This window comes from Hungatella effluvii (assembly GCF_003201875.1).
Taxonomy (GTDB): domain Bacteria; phylum Bacillota; class Clostridia; order Lachnospirales; family Lachnospiraceae; genus Hungatella; species Hungatella effluvii.
The window spans coordinates 134577-157579 of record NZ_QJKD01000010.1 but is presented as its reverse complement, the minus strand read 5'-3'; the positions used below and the strand labels follow the sequence as shown (position 1 = coordinate 157579).

At 50.7% G+C, this 23003-nt stretch carries 24 protein-coding genes; 22 read left to right on the top strand and 2 right to left on the bottom strand.

Annotated features, from left to right (window positions below; translation table 11 throughout):
* Window positions 1–91 precede the first annotated feature (91 nt).
* The 15 genes from DFR60_RS18790 (at window position 92) to DFR60_RS18720 (ending at window position 15663) form a co-directional block, all read left to right on the top strand.
* Window positions 92–781 (top strand): YczE/YyaS/YitT family protein, encoded by a 690-nt coding sequence (locus DFR60_RS18790; RefSeq protein WP_110324275.1) that lies wholly within the window; start codon window positions 92–94, stop codon window positions 779–781.
* Window positions 782–965: 184 nt separating this feature from the next.
* Complete coding sequence (locus DFR60_RS18785) at window positions 966–2468, top strand: YjjI family glycine radical enzyme (RefSeq protein WP_110324357.1); 1503 nt, start codon at window positions 966–968, stop codon at window positions 2466–2468.
* On the top strand, window positions 2465–3295 hold the full coding sequence (locus DFR60_RS18780) for a YjjW family glycine radical enzyme activase (protein WP_110324274.1): 831 nt from the start codon (window positions 2465–2467) through the stop codon (window positions 3293–3295). Before DFR60_RS18785 ends, DFR60_RS18780 begins: the two co-directional genes overlap by 4 nt.
* 267 nt (window positions 3296–3562) lie before the next feature.
* Window positions 3563–4300 (top strand): Crp/Fnr family transcriptional regulator, encoded by a 738-nt coding sequence (locus DFR60_RS18775; protein WP_110324356.1) that lies wholly within the window; start codon window positions 3563–3565, stop codon window positions 4298–4300.
* A 42-nt stretch (window positions 4301–4342) separates the two neighbouring features.
* Complete coding sequence (locus DFR60_RS18770) at window positions 4343–5467, top strand: BMP family lipoprotein (protein WP_110324273.1); 1125 nt, start codon at window positions 4343–4345, stop codon at window positions 5465–5467.
* 36 nt (window positions 5468–5503) lie between these two features.
* Entirely contained in the window at window positions 5504–7051 is a 1548-nt protein-coding gene (locus DFR60_RS18765) for an ABC transporter ATP-binding protein (protein WP_110324272.1), read from the top strand.
* Window positions 7035–8108: an ABC transporter permease gene (locus tag DFR60_RS18760; protein WP_243005118.1), complete on the top strand. Its 1074-nt coding sequence runs from the start codon at window positions 7035–7037 to the stop codon at window positions 8106–8108. Before DFR60_RS18765 ends, DFR60_RS18760 begins: the two co-directional genes overlap by 17 nt.
* A 1-nt stretch (window position 8109) precedes the next feature.
* Entirely contained in the window at window positions 8110–9048 is a 939-nt protein-coding gene (locus DFR60_RS18755; protein WP_002603809.1) for an ABC transporter permease, read from the top strand.
* Between the two features lie 39 nt (window positions 9049–9087).
* Window positions 9088–10581 carry a sulfatase-like hydrolase/transferase gene (locus DFR60_RS18750; protein ID WP_110324271.1) on the top strand — a complete coding sequence of 498 codons (1494 nt, stop codon included), beginning with the start codon at window positions 9088–9090 and terminating at the stop codon, window positions 10579–10581.
* A 2-nt stretch (window positions 10582–10583) separates the two neighbouring features.
* Entirely contained in the window at window positions 10584–11024 is a 441-nt protein-coding gene (locus DFR60_RS18745; RefSeq protein WP_110324270.1) for a cytidine deaminase, read from the top strand.
* Complete coding sequence (locus DFR60_RS18740; protein ID WP_110324269.1) at window positions 11021–12343, top strand: pyrimidine-nucleoside phosphorylase; 1323 nt, start codon at window positions 11021–11023, stop codon at window positions 12341–12343. Before DFR60_RS18745 ends, DFR60_RS18740 begins: the two co-directional genes overlap by 4 nt.
* Before the next feature lie 18 nt (window positions 12344–12361).
* Window positions 12362–13015 carry a deoxyribose-phosphate aldolase gene (gene deoC / locus DFR60_RS18735; protein WP_110324268.1) on the top strand — a complete coding sequence of 218 codons (654 nt, stop codon included), beginning with the start codon at window positions 12362–12364 and terminating at the stop codon, window positions 13013–13015.
* 219 nt (window positions 13016–13234) lie between these two features.
* Window positions 13235–13735, top strand: coding sequence for an acetolactate synthase small subunit (ilvN, locus tag DFR60_RS18730; protein WP_110324267.1), 501 nt, complete (start codon window positions 13235–13237; stop codon window positions 13733–13735).
* 106 nt (window positions 13736–13841) lie between these two features.
* Window positions 13842–14852 (top strand): ketol-acid reductoisomerase, encoded by a 1011-nt coding sequence (ilvC, locus tag DFR60_RS18725; protein ID WP_110324266.1) that lies wholly within the window; start codon window positions 13842–13844, stop codon window positions 14850–14852.
* A 238-nt stretch (window positions 14853–15090) separates the two neighbouring features.
* On the top strand, window positions 15091–15663 hold the full coding sequence (locus tag DFR60_RS18720) for a GNAT family N-acetyltransferase (RefSeq protein WP_110324265.1): 573 nt from the start codon (window positions 15091–15093) through the stop codon (window positions 15661–15663).
* A 36-nt stretch (window positions 15664–15699) separates the two neighbouring features.
* On the opposite strand, the gene DFR60_RS18715 is transcribed toward DFR60_RS18720, so the two are convergent.
* Window positions 15700–16338, bottom strand: coding sequence for an NAD(P)-dependent oxidoreductase (locus DFR60_RS18715; protein WP_341457977.1), 639 nt, complete (start codon window positions 16336–16338; stop codon window positions 15700–15702).
* A 163-nt stretch (window positions 16339–16501) separates the two neighbouring features.
* Here DFR60_RS18715 and DFR60_RS18710 point away from each other — a divergent pair, with 163 nt between their 5' ends.
* Window positions 16502–16822 carry a winged helix-turn-helix transcriptional regulator gene (locus DFR60_RS18710; protein WP_110324264.1) on the top strand — a complete coding sequence of 107 codons (321 nt, stop codon included), beginning with the start codon at window positions 16502–16504 and terminating at the stop codon, window positions 16820–16822.
* Between the two features lie 127 nt (window positions 16823–16949).
* Here DFR60_RS18710 and DFR60_RS18705 read toward each other — a convergent pair whose 3' ends face one another.
* Entirely contained in the window at window positions 16950–17846 is an 897-nt protein-coding gene (locus tag DFR60_RS18705; RefSeq protein ID WP_110324263.1) for a LysR family transcriptional regulator, read from the bottom strand.
* Between the two features lie 196 nt (window positions 17847–18042).
* Between DFR60_RS18705 and leuC the strand changes: the two genes are divergently transcribed.
* The 6 genes from leuC to DFR60_RS18675 all read left to right on the top strand — a co-directional run bounded on the left by leuC (window position 18043) and on the right by DFR60_RS18675 (window position 22712).
* A complete protein-coding gene (leuC, locus tag DFR60_RS18700; protein WP_110324262.1) occupies window positions 18043–19308 on the top strand; it encodes a 3-isopropylmalate dehydratase large subunit in 1266 nt (421 codons plus the stop codon).
* 20 nt (window positions 19309–19328) lie between these two features.
* Entirely contained in the window at window positions 19329–19814 is a 486-nt protein-coding gene (gene leuD, locus DFR60_RS18695; protein WP_110324261.1) for a 3-isopropylmalate dehydratase small subunit, read from the top strand.
* 209 nt (window positions 19815–20023) lie between these two features.
* On the top strand, window positions 20024–20566 hold the full coding sequence (locus DFR60_RS18690; RefSeq protein WP_110324260.1) for a GNAT family N-acetyltransferase: 543 nt from the start codon (window positions 20024–20026) through the stop codon (window positions 20564–20566).
* A complete protein-coding gene (gene ybaK / locus DFR60_RS18685; protein WP_002603822.1) occupies window positions 20520–20993 on the top strand; it encodes a Cys-tRNA(Pro) deacylase in 474 nt (157 codons plus the stop codon). Before DFR60_RS18690 ends, ybaK begins: the two co-directional genes overlap by 47 nt.
* Before the next feature lie 305 nt (window positions 20994–21298).
* Window positions 21299–22174: a cell wall hydrolase gene (locus tag DFR60_RS18680; RefSeq protein ID WP_110324259.1), complete on the top strand. Its 876-nt coding sequence runs from the start codon at window positions 21299–21301 to the stop codon at window positions 22172–22174.
* A 73-nt stretch (window positions 22175–22247) separates the two neighbouring features.
* A complete protein-coding gene (locus tag DFR60_RS18675) occupies window positions 22248–22712 on the top strand; it encodes a NanQ anomerase/TabA/YiaL family protein (protein WP_110324258.1) in 465 nt (154 codons plus the stop codon).
* Window positions 22713–23003: the final 291 nt, after the last annotated feature.

Genomic DNA, 23003 nt, shown 5'->3' with positions numbered 1-23003 from the left:
CAATGTCCATTGAAGTGTGCATTTTTTCGTGTTATGATAAAATAACAAAAAAAATTAGAAGACAAAAATAATTTTTAGGAGAGATGCGCGCATGGATCATCACGTGATAATGAAAAAGTACCGGATGTTTTTGTATGGAATGATTGTGGCCGCTTTAGGAATCAGTATGATCACAAAGGCGGAGCTTGGGACGTCTCCGATTACGAGTCCGTCCTATGTCCTGACGTTTATCTTTCCTTACAGCCTGGGAGTCTTCGTACTGGCGGTGAACAGTATCCTGTTTCTTTTCGAGTGCCTCGTTCTGGGGCGCAGCTTTAAAAAGATACAGCTGCTGCAGCTTCCGGCTACGCTGATCTTTTCTGCCTGTATCGACGGCTGGATGTGGGTACTGTCATTCTGGACTCCGGTGTTTTATGTACAGAAAATCCTTCTGCTTCTCGCCGGATGTGCGGCCCTGGGACTGGGGGTAGCGCTGGAGGTGGTGCCCGATGTGCTGATTCTTCCGGGAGAAGGCCTCGTCCGTGCGATATCACGCCGGAAAAACTGGGATTTTGGTATTGTAAAGACATGTTTTGATATGAGCCTTGTCCTTACGGCCGTTCTCCTTTCCGTTCTGTGTCTGGGACATGTGGAAGGAATCAGAGAAGGCACAGTGGCCGCGGCCTTCCTGGTAGGCGGAATTTCCAAATTCTTTATCCGCCATATCACGGAATTTGACAGAAATCACAGAGCACTTTTTGTGCGCGAGGAAGAGGAGATTCTCCTGGTGCCGGAAAAATAGAGACGGGCTGAAACGGTCCTTCGTATCCCATTGCGGGAGCGGGGGGCCGTTTTTCGTTTTAGCGAATCCCAGTTATAATGTGACACCTGTCATATTACTGCCGGTTTGGTAATGGTATAATGATCCTATCGAGTCAATGGAACGTTTGGAAACAATCAGAAGTTTTAAGAAAGGACAGGATCATATGGAACAGAATCGGGTACTGGATGTGCTCACATCCAAAGAATTAACGTATGAGCAGAAGGTATTTTCACTGGCAAAGGAAGCGGAAGACAGTCTTTCCGTACTGGACATTCCGCCGAAGACCAGGAAGTATTTTGAGACGGGTGCGCTGAATGATTTGTTTGAGGGACATGCCCCCTACCGCCCAAGGTATATCATGCCGGACTATAAGAAATTTGTGAAACAGGGGAGCGAATTCCTGCGGGTAGAGCCTCCGAAAACGTTTGACGAGCTTCTCACGGGACTTCAGATCCTCTATCATCATGTGCCCTCCATCACAGGATTTCCCGTATATCTGGGAGAGTTGGACACCATGATCGAGCCGTTTATCGGGGAGATGGCGGACGATGCGGTGAAGGAAAAATTAAGGCTGTTTCTGATCTTTCTGGACAGGACGATTACAGACAGCTTCTGTCATGCCAATCTGGGATCGAGACCGACCAGGGCGGGGCGGATAATTCTGGAGCTGGAAAAGGATCTACAGAATACCGTTCCGAACCTGACCTTAAAGTACGATCCGGAGGTCACCCCGGATGAGTATGCGGAGCTGGCCGTCGCCACCTCCCTTACCTGCGCCAATCCGGCGATCTGCAACGATGCAGATAACCGAACCACCTACCCCTGTGAATACGGGATTTCAAGCTGTTATAACATTCTTCCGGTGGGCGGCGGTGCCTACACGCTGTCGAGGATTACACTGACCGAGCTGGTCAAGAGCGCGGAGTCCGTCGACCAGTTCTTACAGGAGCTGCTTCCTGACTGCCTGGAGGCGGTGGGAAACTATATGAATGAGCGGGTGAAGTTCCTCGTGGAGCGCTCCGGCTTTTTCGAGTCGTCGTTCCTGGTGCGGGAAGGGCTGATTGAACGGGAAAAATTCGTGGGAATGTTCGGCGTGACTGGACTGGCGGAATGTGTCAATGCTCTGATGGCCGATACGGGAGAGCGGTACGGGCACAGTGAAAAAGCGGATGAACTGGGACTGCAGATTATGGAGATCATTCGGAAGTTCGCGGCGGATTTCCCGGCTGTTTATTCGGAGATTGGCCAGGGCCATTTCCTTCTTCACGCCCAGGTCGGCTTAGACAGCGACAAGGGAATCACCTCCGGCGTGCGCATTCCTGTGGGAGATGAGCCGGAGAACCTGCTGGATCACCTGCGTCACAGCGCCAGATTCCACGAATACTTTCCGACGGGAGTGGGCGATATCTTCCCCTTTGCCGTCACGGGCAGGAAGAATCCGGGAGCGCTGGTGGATATCGTGAAGGGGTCCTTCCAGCTGGGCGTCAAATACATGAGCTTCTATGCGTCCGACAGCGACTTGGTCCGAATTACCGGCTTCCTTGTGAAGCGCAGTGAGATGGAAAAATACAGGAACCACGACGTCGTTCTTCAGAACACCACCGTGCTTGGCAGTAAGAATTACGACACCAATCACCTGGAGATGCGAAAGGAGCGTATGGTGTGAAAGCCCCGGTCAATAAGATCATCCCGGTCAGTGTGGTAGACGGCCCGGGCAGCCGGACCGCCGTGTTTCTTCAGGGCTGCAACATTTCCTGCGCGTACTGTCATAATCCGGAAACGCAGAATTTATGCACAGGATGCGGTATCTGCGTGGACGGATGTCCGGCGGGAGCACTGGCCCTGAATGGCAAAATGGTATCATGGGATGAGAAAAAATGTGTTTCCTGCGACCGGTGTATTGCCGTCTGTCCGAATTATGCTTCTCCTAAGATCCGGGAGATGAGCGCAGAGGAAGTCTTTGAGGAGATATCCGGAAATATGCCGTTTATCCGCGGCATTACGGTATCCGGCGGAGAATGCTGCCTCTATCCGGAATTTTTAAAGGAGCTGTTCGGCCTCTGCAAAGAAGCTGGTTTATCCTGCCTCATCGACAGCAACGGGATGGTGGATTTCTCCCTCTATCCGGAACTGCTGGAGCTTAGCGACGGCGTGATGCTGGACGTGAAGAGCTGGGATTCAGAGGTTTACCAGAGGCTGACAGGCGCAGACAATGCCGTTGTAAAAAAAAATCTGGAGCTTCTCTGGAGGAAAAATAAACTGGAGGAGATTCGCATCGTCTGTCTTTCCGGGGAAAGCGATTACGAGAAAGTGCTGAGAGGGATCGCCGGTCTCATGGGAAGCCCGGTCACGGTAAGAGTCAAGCTGATCCGGTTCCGGCCCTTCGGCGTCAGAGGCAGGCTGAGCGGCGCATTGGAGCCTGAAGACAGGGTAATGCGGGAGCTGGCGGCATGGGCCGGCGAGATGGGATATCGGAATGTTGTGCTTACATGAGTCATGGATATACAGAAAAAAGGGGACTTTTCCTCGCAGTTTATGCGTGGAAAAGTCCTCTTTTTTAATACACTTTATGTTGTGTACAAAGTGCACAAAAATTAAGACGAAAAAGATACAAAATATAAAAATAGCTTAGGTATGACATGTGTCATAGCAGTAAAATTGACTGGCGTGTATGATAAAGCTACAGAAAGCAAGAAAAAATAAGCAGTTCGTTGTGATATAATGATGCAGACCAAAAAGGTACAGAAAGGAAGCCAGAAAATGAAGACAGAAAAAACATCTGGTCAGCTGAGAGAGCTTTTTCGAGTTGCATACGTAGAAAACCAGGACCAGGCAGTCAAACCCCATGAACTGGACCGGTTTTTAAATCCATGTATCACGATGCGGGCGGTGAAGAAGGGAGAGGATATTGTCCGGCCGACGGATAAGCTTCAGTCAATTATTATGGTTGTAAAGGGAGGGGCCCATTTCACCCGCGTTTCCACAGACGGAAACACCAATATGCTTGCGGCGGTCAATGCTCCGTTTTTTATTGGGATCACGCAGCTGGTGTCAAACGATAAGGAGTATTATTCCCAGATCATTGCTGCAAAAAACTGTCTGCTCCTTTACATTGACTGCAACTACTTTTTAAAGGAAATCCGGGAGGACGGAGAGGCGGCCCTGGTGGTCATTCGGGATCTCGCCAAAGTGGTGGAGAGAAACCATACGAGGATGGACCGAATGGTATTTTTAAAAGCTTCCAATAATTTAATGGCATACATTGAAAGCAAATGGAACGAAGGCGGGATCAGCCGAAAGGACAGGCAGCTCATAATCAGGGAGCGCCACGGTGTGATTGCTGCAGATCTCAGCGTAAGCGTGAGGACGCTGTACCGTTCGATCAACAGTTTGAAAGACGAGGGGCTCTTATTGGTACAGAAGGGCGGCGTTCTGGTAGTAAATGAAGCGCAGATGGAAGAGATGAAGCGCAGACTTGTAAAATTAGGAAAAATATAATTAACATTTATCATTTATATAAGAGGAGAAGGAGAAAAGATTATGAGACATTACAAAAGGATCGTTTCAACATTACTGGCGGCAGGCATGGGGCTGTCTCTTCTGACCGGATGTCAGGGCAGCCAGCCGACAGGCGGAAGCACTGCGGCAGCAGAAAAAACGGAAACAAGCGGAAAATCGGAAGCGGCCTCCGGAGAGGGCGCACAGGAAAAGAAATCAGATCTTGTCGTTGGAATGATTGCCAACGCGTTTGGAACACAGAGTTACAACGATGACGTACTCGCTGGAATGGAACTGGCCGAGAAGGAACTGGGCGTGAAGGGAATTCCGCTGGAGGTTCCGGAGATTTCCGATTCTGCAAACAGTCTGCGCACGCTGATCAGCCAGGGCGCCAACTTTATCATGGTACCGTCTTCCGAATATAAGGATGGAATGCTGGAAGTGGCGGCTGAGAATCCGGAGGTCAAGTTCCTGTATCTGGCCGAAGCCATTGACGGCGGCGGAAACATTATGTCGGTTGCTTACCGTGAAAATGAAGCCGCTTTTTTAGGCGGCGCGCTCTCAGGAATGATGACAAAAACTAACAATGTCGGCGCCGTTATGGCCGTAGGCGAGACTCTGCAGTACCGCTATCAGTTTGGATTTACCGCAGGCGTCAAGGCCGTGAATCCTGAATGCGAGGTTCAGTCCGCATTTACCAACAGCTACACCGATGTGGGACAGGGCAGCGAGGTCGCAAAGATCATGTACAACAAGGGCGCGGATATCATCGGAACGTATTCCGGCGCATGTAACTTAGGTGTCTTCAATGCGGCGAAAGACGCAGGCGAAGGAACGTACTGTTTAGGCGCAGCCAACGGACAGTTTGACAAGATGCCAGATAAGATTCTTGCTTCCGTAGTAAAACCGGCAGATCAGGCTATTTTATCCATTCTGAAGGAATACCAGGAGACGGGCATCTTCGATACGAGCGAACCGATGTCCCTTGGCTTGAAAGAGGGCGGCGTAAAACTGTTATTTACAAATAATGATGAGCTGTTAAAGCAGATCCCTGATGATGTGATGAGCACCATCGCCGATCTGACTGCAAAGGTAGAGTCCGGTGAAATCAAGGTTCCTTCCAACGAAGAAGAATTTAACAGTTTTACTTACCAGTATGCGAAATAGCCGTGTATCGAAAATCAGAGAACGGAGGTGCCTTAAGTGGGGAGCATCATTGAACTGAAGGGGATTACGAAACGGTTCCCGGGAATCGTTGCAAATGATCATATATCGATCAGCTTTGAAAAGGGCGAGATCCATACGCTTGCCGGAGAAAACGGGGCAGGAAAATCAACGCTGATGAACATCTTATACGGGTTGTACCAGCCAGATGAGGGGGAACTGCTGATCCGTGGGGAACCGGTTAAATTCAGCAATTCCAAGGATTCCATCAGACATAAGATCGGAATGGTTCATCAGCATTTCATGCTGATCCCGAAACTGACAGTAACGGAAAATATCATCGTCGGACAGGAGATCGGCACGGCCTTAAAGGTGGACCGGAGACAGGCCGGGGAAACGATCGGCGCGCTGTCAGAGCAGTATGGGCTGAAGATCGATCCGGGCAAAAAGGTGGCGGATTTGTCCGTTACGGAACAGCAGCGTGTGGAGATTTTGAAGGTACTCTACCGGGAAGCGGAAATCCTTATTTTCGATGAGCCGACGGCGGTGCTCACACCGCAGGAGATCGATGAATTCTGCGATATCCTGCTGAAGCTGAAGGAAAAAGGAAAGACCATAATCTTCATTAGCCATAAGCTGGCGGAGGTGATGAAGATATCCGACCGGATCACCGTGATCCGGCTGGGAAAAGTCGTGGGAACCGTGGAAAAGAAGGAGACTGATTCGGCCGAGCTGACCAGAATGATGGTGGGCCGTGATGTAAACCTTGGAAGGCGCAGCCGCCGCCAGTTTGAGAAGGCAGAAAACATCCTGGAGGTAAGGGATGTCAGCTATACGGTCAACAAAACGGTTAAGAAACTGAAATCAATCAATCTGGAGCTGAGAAAGGGCGAGGTTCTCGGGATCGCAGGCGTGGACGGCAACGGCCAGGAGGAACTGGTAAATGTCATATGCGGAAAGCTGACGCCCGACAGCGGCAGCGTCGTGATGAATGGCAAAGACATCACAAAGGACAAAATCCGTGACAGAAAGGACCACGGACTGGGGCTGATCCCGGAGGACAGGCACAGGGATGGTCTGGTTCTGGAATACAGCATTGCCAATAATCTGATTCTGGGCCTGCAGTACCATGAAACGTTTGCGAAAAATGGAATCTGGCTGAATTTTAAGAAGATCCACGACACGGCGGAGGAAATGAAGGAGCAGTTCGATATCCGCTGCGCCAGCGTCGATGTAAACGCCGGTACGCTGTCCGGAGGCAACCAGCAGAAGATCATCATTGCGAGGGAGGCCTCCAGGGATCCGGATGTGCTGATTGCGGTCCAGCCCACCCGCGGCCTGGACGTGGGTGCCATGGAATTCGTTCAGAAAACACTGCTGGAGCAGCGGGACAAGGGAAAAGGCGTGCTTCTTTTCTCCCTGGAGCTGGACGAGATTCTTTCAGTCAGCGACAGGATTGCGGTTATCTTCAAGGGGGAGATCATCGACGTTGTGGACGCACAGAGCGTGACGCGTCAGGAACTGGGAATGATGATGCTCGGATCCGTAAAAGGAAAAGGAGGTACAGAAGTTGGGACAGCAGGTTAAAACAGGAAAACAGATGCCGGCAAAGTTTCGGGAGGTAGGTCTTAATTTCCTGATCTCCTTAATTGCGCTGGTTCTGGCAATTATAACAGGCGGAATTATCATCTGGCTGTTCGGCAACAATCCGATCGAGGCGTATAAAGCGCTGATTCAGGGCGCCTTCGGCACACCGATGGCATTTACCCAGTCTCTGACGAAATCGGTTCCGCTTCTGCTCACGGGACTTGCGGTGGCTCTGGCCTATAAATGTACGGTTTTCAACATCGGCGCCGAGGGACAGCTTCTCGTGGGAGCGATTGCGGCAGGCATTGCGGGAACCCTGTTTCCGATGCCGGGGATCTTAAATATTCCCTTCGTTTTGATCGTATCCATGCTGGCCGGCATGGTCTGGGCGTTTTTCCCGGCCCTCTTAAAGCAAAAGGCCAATGTCAACGTCGTAATCAGTACCATTATGTTCAACTACGTAGGCCAGTATCTGGTGCAGTACTTAATCCTGGGGCCGTTTAAGGCGGAGGGTGCTGCGTCGGCCACGAGACCGATTCAGGCCACGGCCATGCTTCCGAAGCTGCTGCCGTCGCCCTACGTGCTGAATCTGGGCATTGTGATCGCCCTGACAGCGGCCGTGGTCGTCTACTTCCTTTTAAACCGTACCTCATTGGGATATGAGATGTGTGCGGTGGGATTAAACAAAAATGCCTCCCTCACCAACGGCATCAATGTGGAGCGCAACATGTTCCTCGCACTGCTGATGAGCGGCGCGTTAGCCGGTCTTGCCGGAGGCATTGAGGTAACAGGAACTATGGGAAAGGTTATCAACGGTTTCTCCGCAAACTACGGATTCAGTGGAATCCCGGTTGCCTTAATGGCGCGCAATAATCCGTTTGCGATCATTTTCACGGCGCTTTTAATGGGAAGCATGCGCAGCGGATCTCTGATGATGCAGTCCAGCGTAGGCGTCTCCAAAAACATGGTGGACATCATCCAGGGACTCGTAATCGTATTCCTGTGTGCGGAAAATGTGATCCGTTATTACATAAAGAAGGGGCGGGGAGGAAAATAATATGCTGAATTTCTTGATTTTTATGCTGGCTTCCACATTGCGAATGGGAACTCCGATCGCGCTTACCGCCCTGGGCGGGCTCACATCAGAACGCTCCGGTGTTGTCAATATCGGTCTGGAAGGAATCATGCTGGCAAGCGCATTCGGCGCGGTGCTGGGAAGCTATCTGACAGGGAACCCGTGGATCGGCGTGCTGACTGCCATACTGGTCGGTGTTTTAATCTCGGCGATACACTCGGTGATCTCCATTACCTGGGGCGGCAACCAGTCTGTCAGTTCCATGGCGCTGGTGCTCCTTGCAACCGGATTTTCCGGTGTGGGACTGAAGGCGGTCTTTGGGCAGCAGGGCAGCTCTCCACAGGTTCCGAGCCTGGAGCATACGCCGATTCTTTCGTCGATTCCGGTGGTGGGAGGATTTTTATCCGATTTGTCCCCCTTCGTGTATATCGCGTTTCTGGCGCTGATTCTGATTCACTGTATGTTTAAATACACCCCCCTCGGACTTCGGATCATCACCGTGGGTGAGAACCCGAAGGCAGCCGAGACGGCCGGCTTATCCGTTCACAAGATCCGGTATTTCTCCGTGATCCTGTCCGGTGTGCTGGGCGGGCTGGGAGGCGCGTTTCTCTCACTCGGACAGATGAACTTATTCCAGGAGGGAATGGTGGCAGGCCGTGGTTATCTGGCTCTGGGAGCCGTTACCATGGGACGCTGGTCGCCGATCGGGGCCTTTGCCTCGTCCATGTTCTTCGGACTGTTCAGCGCGATACAGCTCTACGTGCAGACAATCCCGGGAAATCCGGTGCCCAGTGAGTTTATCCAGATGATTCCGTATCTGGCCAGCCTTTTGGTTCTTGCCGTCAGCTTAAAGAAGAACAGCAGCGCGGTGGGAATCGCCGCCAGCGGCAAGCCATACACCAAGTTCGTCCAGCAGCGGTAGCAGGATTATTTATCAAAAAGACAAGGAGAATATGTTAAAATGTCACAAAAACCCAATATTATATTTATACAGAATGACCATCAGGCATATTACCATTGGGAATGGGAAAACGGTCCGGTACCGATGCGTCCGAACTTCATGAAGCTGGCTGCCGAGGGCGCCTGTTTCGCTCATTCCTACTGTGCGACACCGCTGTGCGGCCCGACGAGGCGTACCATGCTGACCGGCCTGTTTGCCCATACCCACAAGCAGTATCACAACTATACGGACCCGCCATACGATCACGAGGTTTATCTCGATACGCTGGCGGAAGCGGGATACGACAATTACTATTTCGGCAAATGGCATGCAGGTCCGGGCGCGGCGAATGAACATCACTGCAGCGGATTCTCCAGAACCGATTACAGCAACCCTTATATTCAGCCGGAGTATAAGGAATATTTAAAGCGGTACAACTTACCGCAGGCGCTCCATCACATCGACCGTTACTTCGATATTCCTGAGATCAGCAGCCGCGGCGACTGGGCGGAATGCGCAGATGATGTGGATTACCAGTGCAAGGCCAACTGGTGCGGCGAGCACGCGGTGGGAAGCACGCTCACTCCAAAGGAAACCCATGAGTCCTTCTTCCTGGCCACGCTGGCCTGCGAGCAGCTGGAAAAGCTGGCAAAGTCGGAGAGTGACCAGCCATTTTCCTTACGAGTGGATTTCTGGGGACCTCACCAGCCTCATTTCCCGACGCAGGAATTCCTCGATCTGTATCCAAAGGAAGACTTTGTTCTGCCGGAGTACGGCAGCTACCGGAACCGCCTTCAGGGAAAACCGGGCGCTTATTACCGGGAGAGAAGTTCACCATTCGGAAAAGATGATCAGTTAATCATTCCAAGCGCCGTAAACTGGGATGAATGGACGGAGATTATCCGACATGCGTTTGCACACATCACCATGCTGGATGCGGCAGGCGGAATGATCGTCGACAAGTTAAAGGAGCTGGGCCTGGATAAGAATACGATGATTATCTGGACAACGGATCACGGCGATGCGCTGGCCAGCCAGGGCGGCCACTTTGACAAGGGCTCCTATATGTCCGAGGAAGTCATGAGAATCCCCTGTGCGGTCAAATGGGACGGAGTGATTCCGGCAGGCCAGGTTCGGGATGAACTGATCAGTACCATCGATTATCCGGTTACAATTCTCGACGCGGCAGGAACTGCCTTTACAAAGAATAAAGTCCACGGCAGAAGCCTTTTGCCTCTGCTTACCGGAAAGACCGACCAATGGGAGGACGACCTGATGGCAGAGACCTTCGGCCACGGGTACGGAGAAGATATCAACAGCAGAATGCTGGTTCACGGCGATTACAAGCTCATCGCCAATAAGGAAAGCATTGCAGAACTCTACAATCTGAGGACAGACCCGTTCGAGTTACATAATCTTTATGAAGATCCGGCCTTTGCCGATGTGAGGGCCGATTTGGAAAACAGGCTCCGCGTATGGCAGAAACGGACCGATGATCCGGTGGAGGTACTGTAGAAATGGATGAAAAAATCACGCAGATGCTGATTGAAGAGGCGGCGGAGGCCAGAAAACAGTCCTTCTCCCCCTTTTCCGGATTTGCAGTGGGAGCGGCGCTTATGACGGCAGAGGGAGCGGTCTATCGAGGCTGCAATATCGAGTGCAGCGGTCTGACGGCCAGCAACTGTGCGGAGCGCACCGCGTTTTTCAAAGCGGTCAGCGAGGGAGAACGGAATTTTAAGGCGATCGCCATAGTGGGCGGTCCCAGTGACAGGGACGTGGAAAGCCTGTGCTATCCATGCGGAATCTGCCGCCAGGTAATGGCGCAGTTCTGCGATCTGGATTCGTTCCGGATTATCGTTGCGTCAGACCGTGCCCATTGGGAGGAGTGTACGTTAAGGGAGCTTCTCCCCCGGGCGTTCCGGAGACACTGTATGGCGGAAGGGAGCAAAGAATCATGAGAATGTATGATGTTATTATGAAGAAACGGGATGGAGGAGTCCTGACCGACGAGGAGATTGGGTACTTCGTAAATGGGTATACAAAGGGGGAGATACCGGATTACCAGGCGTCCGCCCTGCTGATGGCCATCTATTTTCAGGGGATGAACGAGCATGAGACCGCTTATTTGACGGGCTGTATGGCGGCATCCGGCGATGAGATCAATCTGTCACCCATTCCCGGAATCAAGGTGGATAAACACTCCACCGGCGGAGTGGGAGACAAGACCACCATGGTGATCGGGCCTGTGGCTGCTGCCTGCGGCGTTCCTGTGGCGAAGCTTTCCGGCAGAGGACTGGGACACACGGGCGGTACTCTGGATAAGCTGGAGGCCATACCGGGCCTCACAACGTCTCTGGACCAGTCGAAATTCTTCGATATGGTGAAAGAGATCGGTATCGCCGTGGCCGGACAGACGGGGAACCTGGCACCGGCGGATAAGAAGCTGTATGCGCTCCGGGACGTAACTGCCACGGTGGATAATATTTCCCTGATCGCGGCCAGCATCATGTCCAAGAAGATCGCCTCCGGTTCCGACCGCATTCTTCTGGATGTGAAGACGGGAAGCGGCGCATTTATGAAGACGCTGGACGATTCCATCGCGCTGGCCAGGGAGATGGTGGATATCGGCACGAACGTGGGACGGGAAGTCGTCGCCCTGGTCACCGATATGGACCGTCCTCTGGGCAGAAATATCGGAAATGCCCTGGAGGTCATGGAGGCGGTTGCCACACTGAAGGGCCATGGCCCTGAGGACTTCACGCAGATCTGTCTCGCCCTGTCGTCCAACATGCTGTATCTGGCCGAGATGGGAACCATGGAAGCGTGCACCGCCATGGCGAAAGAGGCGATTAAGTCCGGAAAGGCATTCGAGAAATTCTGTCAGATGGTGGAGGCTCAGGGCGGAGACGCTTCCTATGTGAGAAAGCCGGAGAAATTTACTGTCTCGCCGGTGGAATATGAACTGAAAGCAGAAAAAAGCGGCTATATTACCGCCATGGATACGGAGAAGATCGGGATGGCGGCCGTGGAGCTGGGGGCAGGCAGAAGAAAGAAGGAAGACTCCATCGATTACGGCGCAGGCATCATTCTGAATGCGAAGATTGGCGACCGTGTGGAAAACGGACAGATTATCGCCACGCTGTATACCTCGGCGGTAAGCCTCTTATCGGGAGCCATTGGCTTGTTAAAAGAGGCGGTCGTGATCGGAAAAGAGCAGCCGGAAGCGGAAAAGCTGATCTATGCGAGAATCACAAAAGACGGCGTGGAACGATATTAGAGAGAGGATAGAATAACTATGACATATGCTGAGATGCTTCATTGCGTGGACCATACCCTGTTAAAGGCCTGCGCTTCATGGGAGGAGATTTGCAGGCTGTGTGACGAGGCGGCCGAATTCCAGACGGCATCCGTCTGCGTGCCGCCCTGCTATATTAAGAGAATCCGTGAGTCGTATCCCGACCTGACGATCTGTACGGTTGTCGGCTTCCCTCTGGGATACAGCGTGACAGCGGCCAAGGTCTGTGAAGTGAAAGAGGCTCTGGCGGACGGCGCGGATGAGATCGATATGGTGATCAATTTGACCGACGTGAAGAACGGAGAGTATCAGAAGGTTGAGGACGAGATCAGAGCCTTGAAGGAGGCCACGGGCGACCGTATTTTGAAGGTTATCATCGAGACGTGTTATCTCACGGAGGAAGAAAAGACTGCCATGTGCCGCGCGGTGACCAATGCGGGGGCGGATTTTATCAAAACCTCCACCGGATTCGGAACCGCAGGCGCTCTGCTCTCCGATATCGGGCTGTTTAAGGCAAATATCGGGGAGAATGTTAAAATCAAGGCCGCAGGCGGCGTCAGAACGCTGGAAGACTTAAAGAATTATGTGGAAGCGGGATGCAGCCGCGTAGGCGCCAGCAGTGTGGTAAAGCAGGTGGCAGAGCTTCAGAAGTAAAAAGTGGATCAATGGTTCCTGCAAGATAGTCCGGACCTGGCGAACGCGCCTGCATTTGGCGCGAACGAGGGGCCGGACTTTTCTGCGGCTCACCATTTTCCCTAAGCCATAAAACGGAAGTATAACCTGAATTTATAATACACATTACTTTTATGTAGTTGACAAATAGAAGCAAGGTTGTTATCATTAAAATTACTATACAAAAAGGCGGGGATATGAATGGAAAGAATCGTATTATCGTTGCTGGTTGACAATACTTCCGGTGTTTTGAGCCGTGTGGCAGGGCTGTTCAGCCGCCGTGGCTATAACATTGAGAGTCTTACCGTGGGTGTCACCGCGGATGAGAGATATTCCAGAATGACAGTGGTTTCCACCGGAGACCAGGAAATTTTGGACCAGATCGAGAAACAGCTTCGCAAGCTGGAGGATGTGCGCGACATTAAGGAATTGAAGCCGGGTCATTCCGTATACAGGGAGCTGATCTTAGTCAAGGTCCGGGCCAATGCCAGTGAAAGGCAGGCGGTCAGCGCTATCGCGGATATTTTCCGTGCCACCATCGTCGATGTAGGCAAAGATTCTCTGACAGTTATGCTGACGGGCGACCAGTCAAAGCTGGACGCGCTCATCAATCTGCTGGAAGACTATGAGATACTGGAGCTGGCGAGAACCGGTCTTACGGGACTCTCAAGGGGGTCTGATGACATCCGTTACTTACCATAGTTTTATGAAGTTAGCTAGAGGTATTGCCAAAGGCGGACAGAGAGTCGTCGGCATAGTTCCTTTAACAATAATAATATGAATACATATATGAGGAGGAAATAAAAAGATGGCAAAGATTTATTATCAGGAAGACTGTAACTTATCCTTATTAGAGGGAAAGACCATTGCAGTCATCGGATACGGCAGCCAGGGACATGCACACGCATTGAATTTAAAGGAATCCGGCTGTGACGTAATTGTAGGACTTTATGAGGGCAGCAAGTCATGGGCAAAGGCAGAGGCACAGGGCTTAATCGTTTATACAGCAGCAGAGGCAGCAAAGAAAGCCGATATCATCATGATCTTAATCAACGATGAGAAGCAGGCAGCCATGTACAAGGAATCTGTAGAACCGAATCTGGAAGAGGGCAACATGCTGATGTTTGCACACGGCTTCGCGATCCATTTCGGACAGATCGTACCTCCGAAGAATGTAGATGTTACCATGATCGCTCCGAAGGCACCTGGCCACACCGTAAGAAATGAGTATGTGGTTGGCAGAGGAACACCGTGTCTCGTAGCGGTTCATCAGGATTATACAGGCAAGGCAAAAGATATGGCACTGGCTTACGCGCTGGCATTAGGCGGAGCAAGAGCAGGCGTTTTAGAGACAACCTTCAAGGTAGAGACAGAGACAGACCTTTTCGGCGAGCAGGCTGTATTATGCGGCGGTGTATGCGCACTGATGAAGGCTGGTTTTGAGACTCTGGTAGAGGCTGGATATGCGCCTGAGAACGCTTATTTCGAGTGTATCCATGAGATGAAGCTGATCGTAGACTTAATCTTCGAGAGCGGATTCGCTGGAATGAGATATTCCATCTCCAATACGGCTGAGTACGGCGATTACATCACCGGACCGAAGATCGTAACAGACGAGACTAAGAAGGCGATGAAGCAGATTCTGACAGATATCCAGGATGGTTCCTTTGCAAAGGACTGGCTGCTTGAGAACCAGGTGGGCTGTTCTCACTTCAACGCGATGAGAAGAAAAGAAGCGGAGCATCCGGCTGAGAAGGTTGGTGCTGAACTGAGAAAGCTTTACAGCTGGAATGACGGCGGCAAGCTGATCGATAACTAATTAGAATACGCGGGAGATGGAAGGTAACTGCCATCTCCCGCCTTTTTTTATTTCACAGGAAAGTTCGTTCTATGAAATAAAATCCCTCCGGGGGACAGCGTGCCCCGCTTTATCGGGTATGCGCACTCCGCGCTAAAGAAGTATGGCCGCTGAAGCGACCGCGCTCCGGCGCGAGAGTCCGGCTCGCCGGACTCCTTCTTGTATGGCGAATCGTAAGTATGTCTAAGGAGGCTGTGTGATGAAACATTTGGGAACGAAGAGAGTGGAGACAGAGAGGCTGATATTAAGACGGTTTACAATGGATGACGCGGATGCAATGTTCCGCAACTGGGCCAATGACCCGGAGGTAACGAAGTATCTGACATGGCCGGCTCACCCATCGGTGGAGGTTTCAAGAATGGTGCTGGAAAGCTGGGTGTTCCAATATGATGACAATGCATTTTACCAGTGGGCGATTGTGCCCAGGGACATCGGTGAGCCGGTCGGAAGCATCGGCGCAGTCCATGGCAGAGATGAGATCGCAATGGTGCACATCGGCTACTGCATCGGGAAAAAATGGTGGAAGCAGGGAATCACATCGGAGGCTCTGACCGCTCTGATCCGATTTTTCTTTGAGGAAGCCGGAATGAACCGGGTAGAGTCCCGCCACGATCCTCATAATCCCAATTCGGGCCGCGTGATGAAAAAGTGCGGAATGAAGTATGAAGGGACTATGAGGCAGGCGGATATCAATAACCAGGGAATCTGTGATTTCTCTGAATACGGGATTCTGGCCGAAGACTATTTCGGTGGAAAGCAGGTGGAGAAATAGAGCGAACCACAGACAGTACGAGGGAATGGGGCCGGGCTATGCTTCTATCACAGAGATCCGTTCTCTGATATGGCTTCCGTTTATGGCCTCTTCGATCATGGCGGAAGCATAGTCCGCGTAGCTGATCACGCTTTCCCCCTTCTCATTCAGGAAAAGTTCTTCCCCGCCAAACAGATACTTTCCAGTCTCCCCGCCGTCCGCGCGGAAGTCACAGGCAGGACTCAAATAGGTCCATCTGACATCCCCACGTTTCCGGAGTTCATCGAGGGCCTGCCCCATGCTGCCCGCCAGAGGTACGAAGGCCTCGGGAAAGCCGGGTCCATCCATGACTTGCGCCGTATGATCGGGGGTGACGTAGAGGCTGCCGGCTCCGCCGACGACCAGCAGACGGGTCCAGGTACCGCTCAAAAGATCACATAGATGCTTTAAGGACGAGCTGTGCTGCGGCAGTTTTTCCGGAGTCCATGCACCGAAGGCGTCAATAACCGCGTCGAAGCCCGCCAGATCTTCCGGAACCAGGGAGAATAAGTCCTTCTGTATAACGTTTTGGGCCGAGCTTCTGTTTTCCTCTCGGACAACTGCGGTGACCTCGATCCCGCGTTCCACCGCTTTTTCAACAATCAGCCTTCCTGCTTTTCCGTTTGCACATACTACAGCCATTTTCATAGATTTCATTGATAAGATCCTCCTTAAAATGTAATTGGACTTGTTTTTTGGTGTTTATAGAATTATAATAGGACTGTACAGCAGAAATGTAAAGTAAGCACTTTTTTGTGCTATAGGTACCTAAAAGAAACTATGAATGAGTAGCCAAACAAAGCTGGAAATGGAGGAAACAATGGAAAAGACATTGCCGGCATGTCCGGTTGAGACGACGCTGATGCTGATCAGCGACAGATGGAAAGTGCTGATTATCCGAGATTTATTGGACGGTACGAAGCGTTTTGGGGAACTGAAAAAATCCATCGGTTCTATTTCCCAGAAGGTGCTGACCTCCAATCTGCGGGAGATGGAAGGGGATGGACTGGTGAACAGAAAGGTCTACGCGGAGGTGCCTCCCAGAGTGGAGTATACACTTACGGATACAGGCTACAGTCTGAAGCCTATTCTGGACGCGATGGTTGAGTGGGGGATGGAGTATAAGAGAAAGCTGAACTGAGTATAAAAATATGAAAAATAGAGAAATAGAGAAATAAGAAGGGACCGCCTGGGACAACAGATAACTGCTGTCTCCATGCGGTCCGAATTATGCCGGTTTCGCAATATCCAATTTTCGCAATATCCGGTTATGAGATCGGAAAACTGTCACAGAAGGATAAGAAATCCTCTAACGCTCTGGAAGTCCCCCCTGGATTATAGGCGAAGCCGATGGTACGCTTTTTGATCGGCCATTTCATGGGAATCGTGACCAGCGTCTTTTTGTCCAGCTCTTCCTGAACGAACTCCCGGATCACACAGCCGATTCCGAGGCCAATCTTGGCGAACTCGATCAGAATATCCATGGTGTTTACCTCCAGCACCTGGCCGGGGACGATCTGATGCTCGCTTAAGTACTCGTCGATGTATTTTCTTGTCATGTTGTTCCGGTCCAGAAGCAGGATGTTGCCGGTCTGGAAGATATCTGTATTTCGGCCTTCCCGCAGGTATAAGTTGTCCAGATACGGCTTCGTGGATACGAAGATATCCTGAATGTTCATCACCGGGACAAAGATCAGCGGTTTCCTGCTGGACGGTTCGGCGATAAGCCCCAGATCGATGTGCTGCTGTTCCAGCATGGCGATGGTGTGGGTGGTGGACTGGCTCTCGATGGTGATCTTCACATGCGGATATTTTTCGATGAAGCCCTTTAAGTAAGGGAGCAGGATATATTTGCAGAGTGTGTTGCTCACTCCGATGCGCAGATGGCCGATATTAAAGTCCTTGATCCGCTTCAGCTCATTTTCTCCATGGCTCAGTGCCTCGAAGGCGGATTCCGTATGGTGAAAGAGCAGTTCCCCCTCGCTGGTCAGCTGAACGCCTCTGGAATTCCGAGTGAAGAGGGAGACACCTAAACTGTCCTCCAGCTTGCTGATGGATTTACTGATGGCGGGCTGACTGATGTAAAGCTCCTTGGCGGCCTTGGAGATGTTTCCGGCCTTTGCCACTTCGTAGAAAATCTTATATTGCGAAAGGTTTTGTTCCATATATGCCTCTTTTCCTGGTATCCATTCCGGTTGGCTCTCTGCCTCGCGCGGCGCGCTCTGGTCCGTCTCCGCCCAGCCGGAACGGTATAACTGACTATTATATTAAGTATTCATATTATGTATTTCTATTATATCAATAAGTATGTTAGAATGTAAAGCAGAAAATGAGAACAGGGTTTGAAGGAGGATATAGATTATGGGAATGACAATGACCCAGAAAATTTTAGCGGCTCATGCGGGGCTTTCGGACGTGAAGGCCGGACAGTTGATTGAGGCGGATTTGGATCTCGTATTGGGGAATGATATCACCTCTCCGGTGGCTATCAACGAGATGAAAAAATTCGACACAGAGACAGTTTTCGACAAGGATAAGATCGCTCTGGTTATGGACCATTTTATCCCGAACAAGGACATTAAATCAGCGGAAAACTGCAAGTGCTGCCGTGACTTTGCATGCAGACATGAGATCAGCAATTACTTTGACGTGGGACAGATGGGAATTGAGCACGCGCTGCTTCCGGAAAAAGGACTTGTGGTAGCCGGTGATGCAGTGATCGGCGCCGACTCACATACGTGTACATACGGCGCGCTCGGTGCATTTTCCACTGGTGTGGGAAGTACGGACATGGCGGCCGGTATGGTGACGGGAAAAGCATGGTTTAAGGTACCATCCGCGCTGAAATTCGAGCTGGTTGGCAAACCCGGCGGCTGGGTCAGCGGAAAAGACGTCATTTTACATATTATCGGCATGATTGGCGTGGATGGCGCTCTCTATAAATCCATGGAATTCACCGGCGAGGGAATTAAGAACTTAACCATGGATGACCGCTTTACCATCTGTAACATGGCCATCGAGGCGGGCGGAAAGAACGGCATTTTCCCTGTGGACGACCTGGCGGTTCAGTACATGAAGGAGCACTCCAAACGGGAGTTCACCGTGTATGAGGCCGATTCCGATGCAGAGTATGACAAGGTCTACACCATCGATTTATCGGAATTGAAACCGACAGTGGCGTTCCCGCACCTTCCGGAGAATACAAAGACCATCGGTTCCTTCGGTGATATCATGGTGGATCAGTCGGTGATCGGTTCCTGTACCAACGGGCGGATCGACGATATGAGAATCGCTGCAAAGGTGATGAAGGGCAGAAAAGTGGCGAAAAATGTCCGCTGTATCGTAATTCCTGCAACACAGGAGATATACCTGCAGGCCATGAGAGAGGGACTTCTGGAGATCTTTATCGAGGCGGGAGCGATCGTGAGCACACCGACCTGCGGACCGTGTCTGGGTGGTTACATGGGAATTCTGGCTGCAGGAGAACGCTGTATCTCCACAACGAACAGGAATTTTGTAGGCCGTATGGGCCATGTGGATTCTGAAGTGTATCTGGCAAGCCCGGCGATCGCGGCGGCCAGCGCCATCACTGGAAAGATTTCAGCGCCGGAAGAACTCGGCTTATAAGGAAAAAGGAGGACAGATTAATGAAAGCGACAGGTTCCGTTTTTAAATATGGGGACAATGTGGACACGGATGTCATCATTCCGGCCAGATATTTAAATATTACAGATGGATATGAACTTGCCAAACACTGTATGGAAGATATAGACAGGGATTTTGTGAAAAATGTAAAAAAAGGCGATATTATCGTAGCGAATAAGAATTTTGGCTGCGGCTCCTCCAGAGAGCATGCGCCGCTCGTAATCAAGTGCGCGGGGGTCAGCTGTGTCATAGCGGAGACTTTTGCAAGAATTTTTTACCGCAACGCCATTAATATCGGCCTGCCGATTATCGAATGCCCGGAGGCTGCTAAGGCCATCACTGCGGGTGACGAGGTGGAAGTCGATTTTGACAGCGGTATCATTAGGAATAAGACGACGGGACAGTCCTATGAGGGCCAGGCATTCCCGCCGTTTATGCAGAAGATTATTTCTGCAGGGGGATTGATTCCATATATAAATCAGAAGTAGGGTACCGGAGGAGCCCGGATATACCAGAGACAGCATTCTGGCATATCCGGGCTTCTTTTTCATGATTTGCTTACTGCAGGCAGAACCTGCGGAGCGCGCTGCCCGTCACGAAGCGGGCTGAAATAATTTTTCCTATACACGGCGCGCAGGCAGTGCTATATTATATAGAAGAAACACATCAAAAACTGTCGAAAGGGAGGATATGCCGTATGACAATTCAATTTGCCGCGGAGGAAGACACAGGGCTGATCCTGCGATTTATAAAGGAACTTGCCGATTATGAGGGAATGCTTTCCGAAGTGGAGGCGACAGAAGAGCTGCTGCGGGAATGGATTTTCGAAAAGAAAAAGGCTGAGGTGCTGATTGGGAAGGAGGGTGGAGAACCGGTGGGATTTGCCCTGTTTTTCCATAACTTTTCCACATTTCTGGGCAGAGCCGGAATTTACCTGGAGGACCTTTACGTCAGACCGGAATACCGGGGAAAGGGCTGCGGAACCGCGTTCTTGAAGCGCCTGGCAGAGATCGCTGTGGAGCGGGGCTGCGGGCGCCTGGAGTGGTGGTGCCTCGACTGGAATAAACCGAGTATTGAATTCTACCGCGCCATGGGAGCCGTTCCCATGGACGACTGGACGGTTTACCGGATCGCCGGCGATCAGCTGAAGAAGCTTTCCGGACATGCCGGAGATTCAGAAAGGAGTGAATCAGATGGTGAAGACGAACGCCATGCGTATGCTGGACAAGGCGAAAATTGAATACAGAACAAAAGAGTACGAGGTGGATGAGAATGACTTATCGGGAAGCCACGCCGCGGACATGATGGGAGTGGATCACGGAAGCGTGTTTAAGACTCTGGTGCTGAAAGGGGAGAAGATGGGCTATTTGGTCTGCTGCATCCCTGTGGATGCGGAGCTGGATTTAAAGAAGACGGCCAGGGCGGCAGGCGATAAGAAGGTGGAAATGATCCACATGAAGGACCTTCTGGCCGTTACGGGATACATCAGAGGGGGATGTTCTCCCATTGGGATGAAGAAGCAATTCCCCACTTTTGTCGAAGAAAGTGCTGTTTTGTATGATGAGATCGCCATAAGCGCCGGATTAAGAGGCCAGCAGATCCTGATTTCCCCACAAACCCTGGTAACCTTCATCCGGGGAAAATTTGCTTCCCTGACGTTTGAATAGTTTACATAAAATAAAAACGCAAAAAAACACAAAATTTGCAACTTTAAATAAGTAACAGAAATGTAACAGATTTGTAAAAATTAAATAATAAATATAGATAAAAATATAGCTTACAACAAGCTTTTAAATGTAATATATATACAAAAAATATAAAAAGACCAGAAAACGCTCAAGGAAAATATCACAAAGATGTTAAATAAGTATTGACTTTGTTGACAAGACTCCTCTATAATACGCTCGTCACCCGGAAATGGCTGCAAAAGTCTGCGGCTTAGATGTATGAGAGAAAAGAAAGAGGAGTATGTATGCTGACATTGCGCTCAATTCTTCAGCATATCTGTCAGTTCTTTCGGGGACTGGCGGTGAAGGCCACAAAAAGGATGTATCGATCGTCGGCTGTCTTTATGGCAGGCGCTGCGGTGATCACCGTTGTGGCATTTACCTCAACCGGTTTCGGCAGCGGAGGAAAGAACGCCCTGACGGCGTTTGCGGAGACTCCGGGGCAGGAGACAGCGGCAGAAGAGGAAGATGCAGAAGAAGAGGAACCTGTTACGGAAGCAAAAGTACAAGTCCAACTTACCGAAATAAAGAAGCAGGGACAACTGTTAGCCGGTAATCTATTGGAAAAAGAAGTACAGCAGAAGCAGGAAATCCAACAGGAATCAAAAGAAGAGCTCGAACGTATCAATGAACAGATTGTCATGGATGCTAAGATAAAGGCGCTGGAGGCAGAAGAAAATGCCCGCCAGAAAGCTTTGGAAGAAGAAAGACGCAGGGAAGAAGAGAAGAAAGCGGCAAGCCGGAAGGCGGTTTCAGATGACGATTATCAGGTTCTGCTGCGGATCGTTCAGGCAGAAGCCGGAGTCTGTGACGAGAAGGGAAAGATTCTTGTGGCCAATGTGGTGCTGAACCGCGTGAAGAGCCAGGAGTTCCCGGATTCAGTTAGAAGCGTTGTCTATGAGCCTTCTCAGTTTTCACCGGTATCAGACGGTTCCATCAATTCTGTGAAGGTGACGGAGGAGACGAGGGAATGCGTGAACCGGGCGCTGGAAGGGGAGGACTATTCCGACGGGGCGTTATACTTCATGAACCGGAGAGGTTCCAGGAGCGGAGCTGTGAGCTGGTTTGATTCCCATTTAACGTATCTGTTCCGCCATCAAAATCATGAGTTTTTTAAATAAAAACATTGTAGAATATTCTGCTTTAGGTGTATAATATAGCTAAGAAATTTTATACATAAAGGAGAACAGGGCTATGATTTTTGACTCAGCGAAGAATCTTGATTTTTACAGAGGGCTTGGAATTGAAGGCAGATACGGCAAGGCAGTTGATTTCCTTCAGAATACCGATTTAGAGAACCTGGCACCGGGGAAATACGAAATTGATGGCAAGAACGTCTATGCGAATGTAACCGAATACACCACGATTCCGTGGGAAGAAGCGAAGTATGAATCGCACCATGATTACACGGACATCCAGTACATGATCACGGGTACTGAGACCATGACTTATGCACCGGTGGACGCACTGAATGTGACAGTACCGTATAACGAAGAAAAAGACTGTGTTTTATATGACAACGCAAATCCTGGATTAAAGGTAGTTGTCGGAGCAGGTGAATATATGATCTTTAATCCGTGGGATGGCCATAAGCCGAAAGCAGCAGACGGCGAGCCGGCCCCGATTAAGAAGGTAATTGTGAAAATTAAGGAAAATTAATGAGATATCTCATAACGGAGCGTTCCTTTCGCGGGAGCGCTCTTTTTTTGGTTTCATAGGAAAGTTCGTCCTATGAAACCAAAACCCTCAGGGGGAGGCGCACTCCGCGCTAAGGAAATTTGGCTGCTGAAGCAACCGCGCTCCGGCGCACGAGTCCGGCTTGCCGGACTCGTTGTGTGAAGGGAGGTTTTTGTTTCCGTAACCGTTCCAGCGAAAAATTCCCCCTGAATCAAAAAAATGTGGAGTTTTTCCCGGGCCATTTTCCAACTATAATGAAATTACAAAGAATTG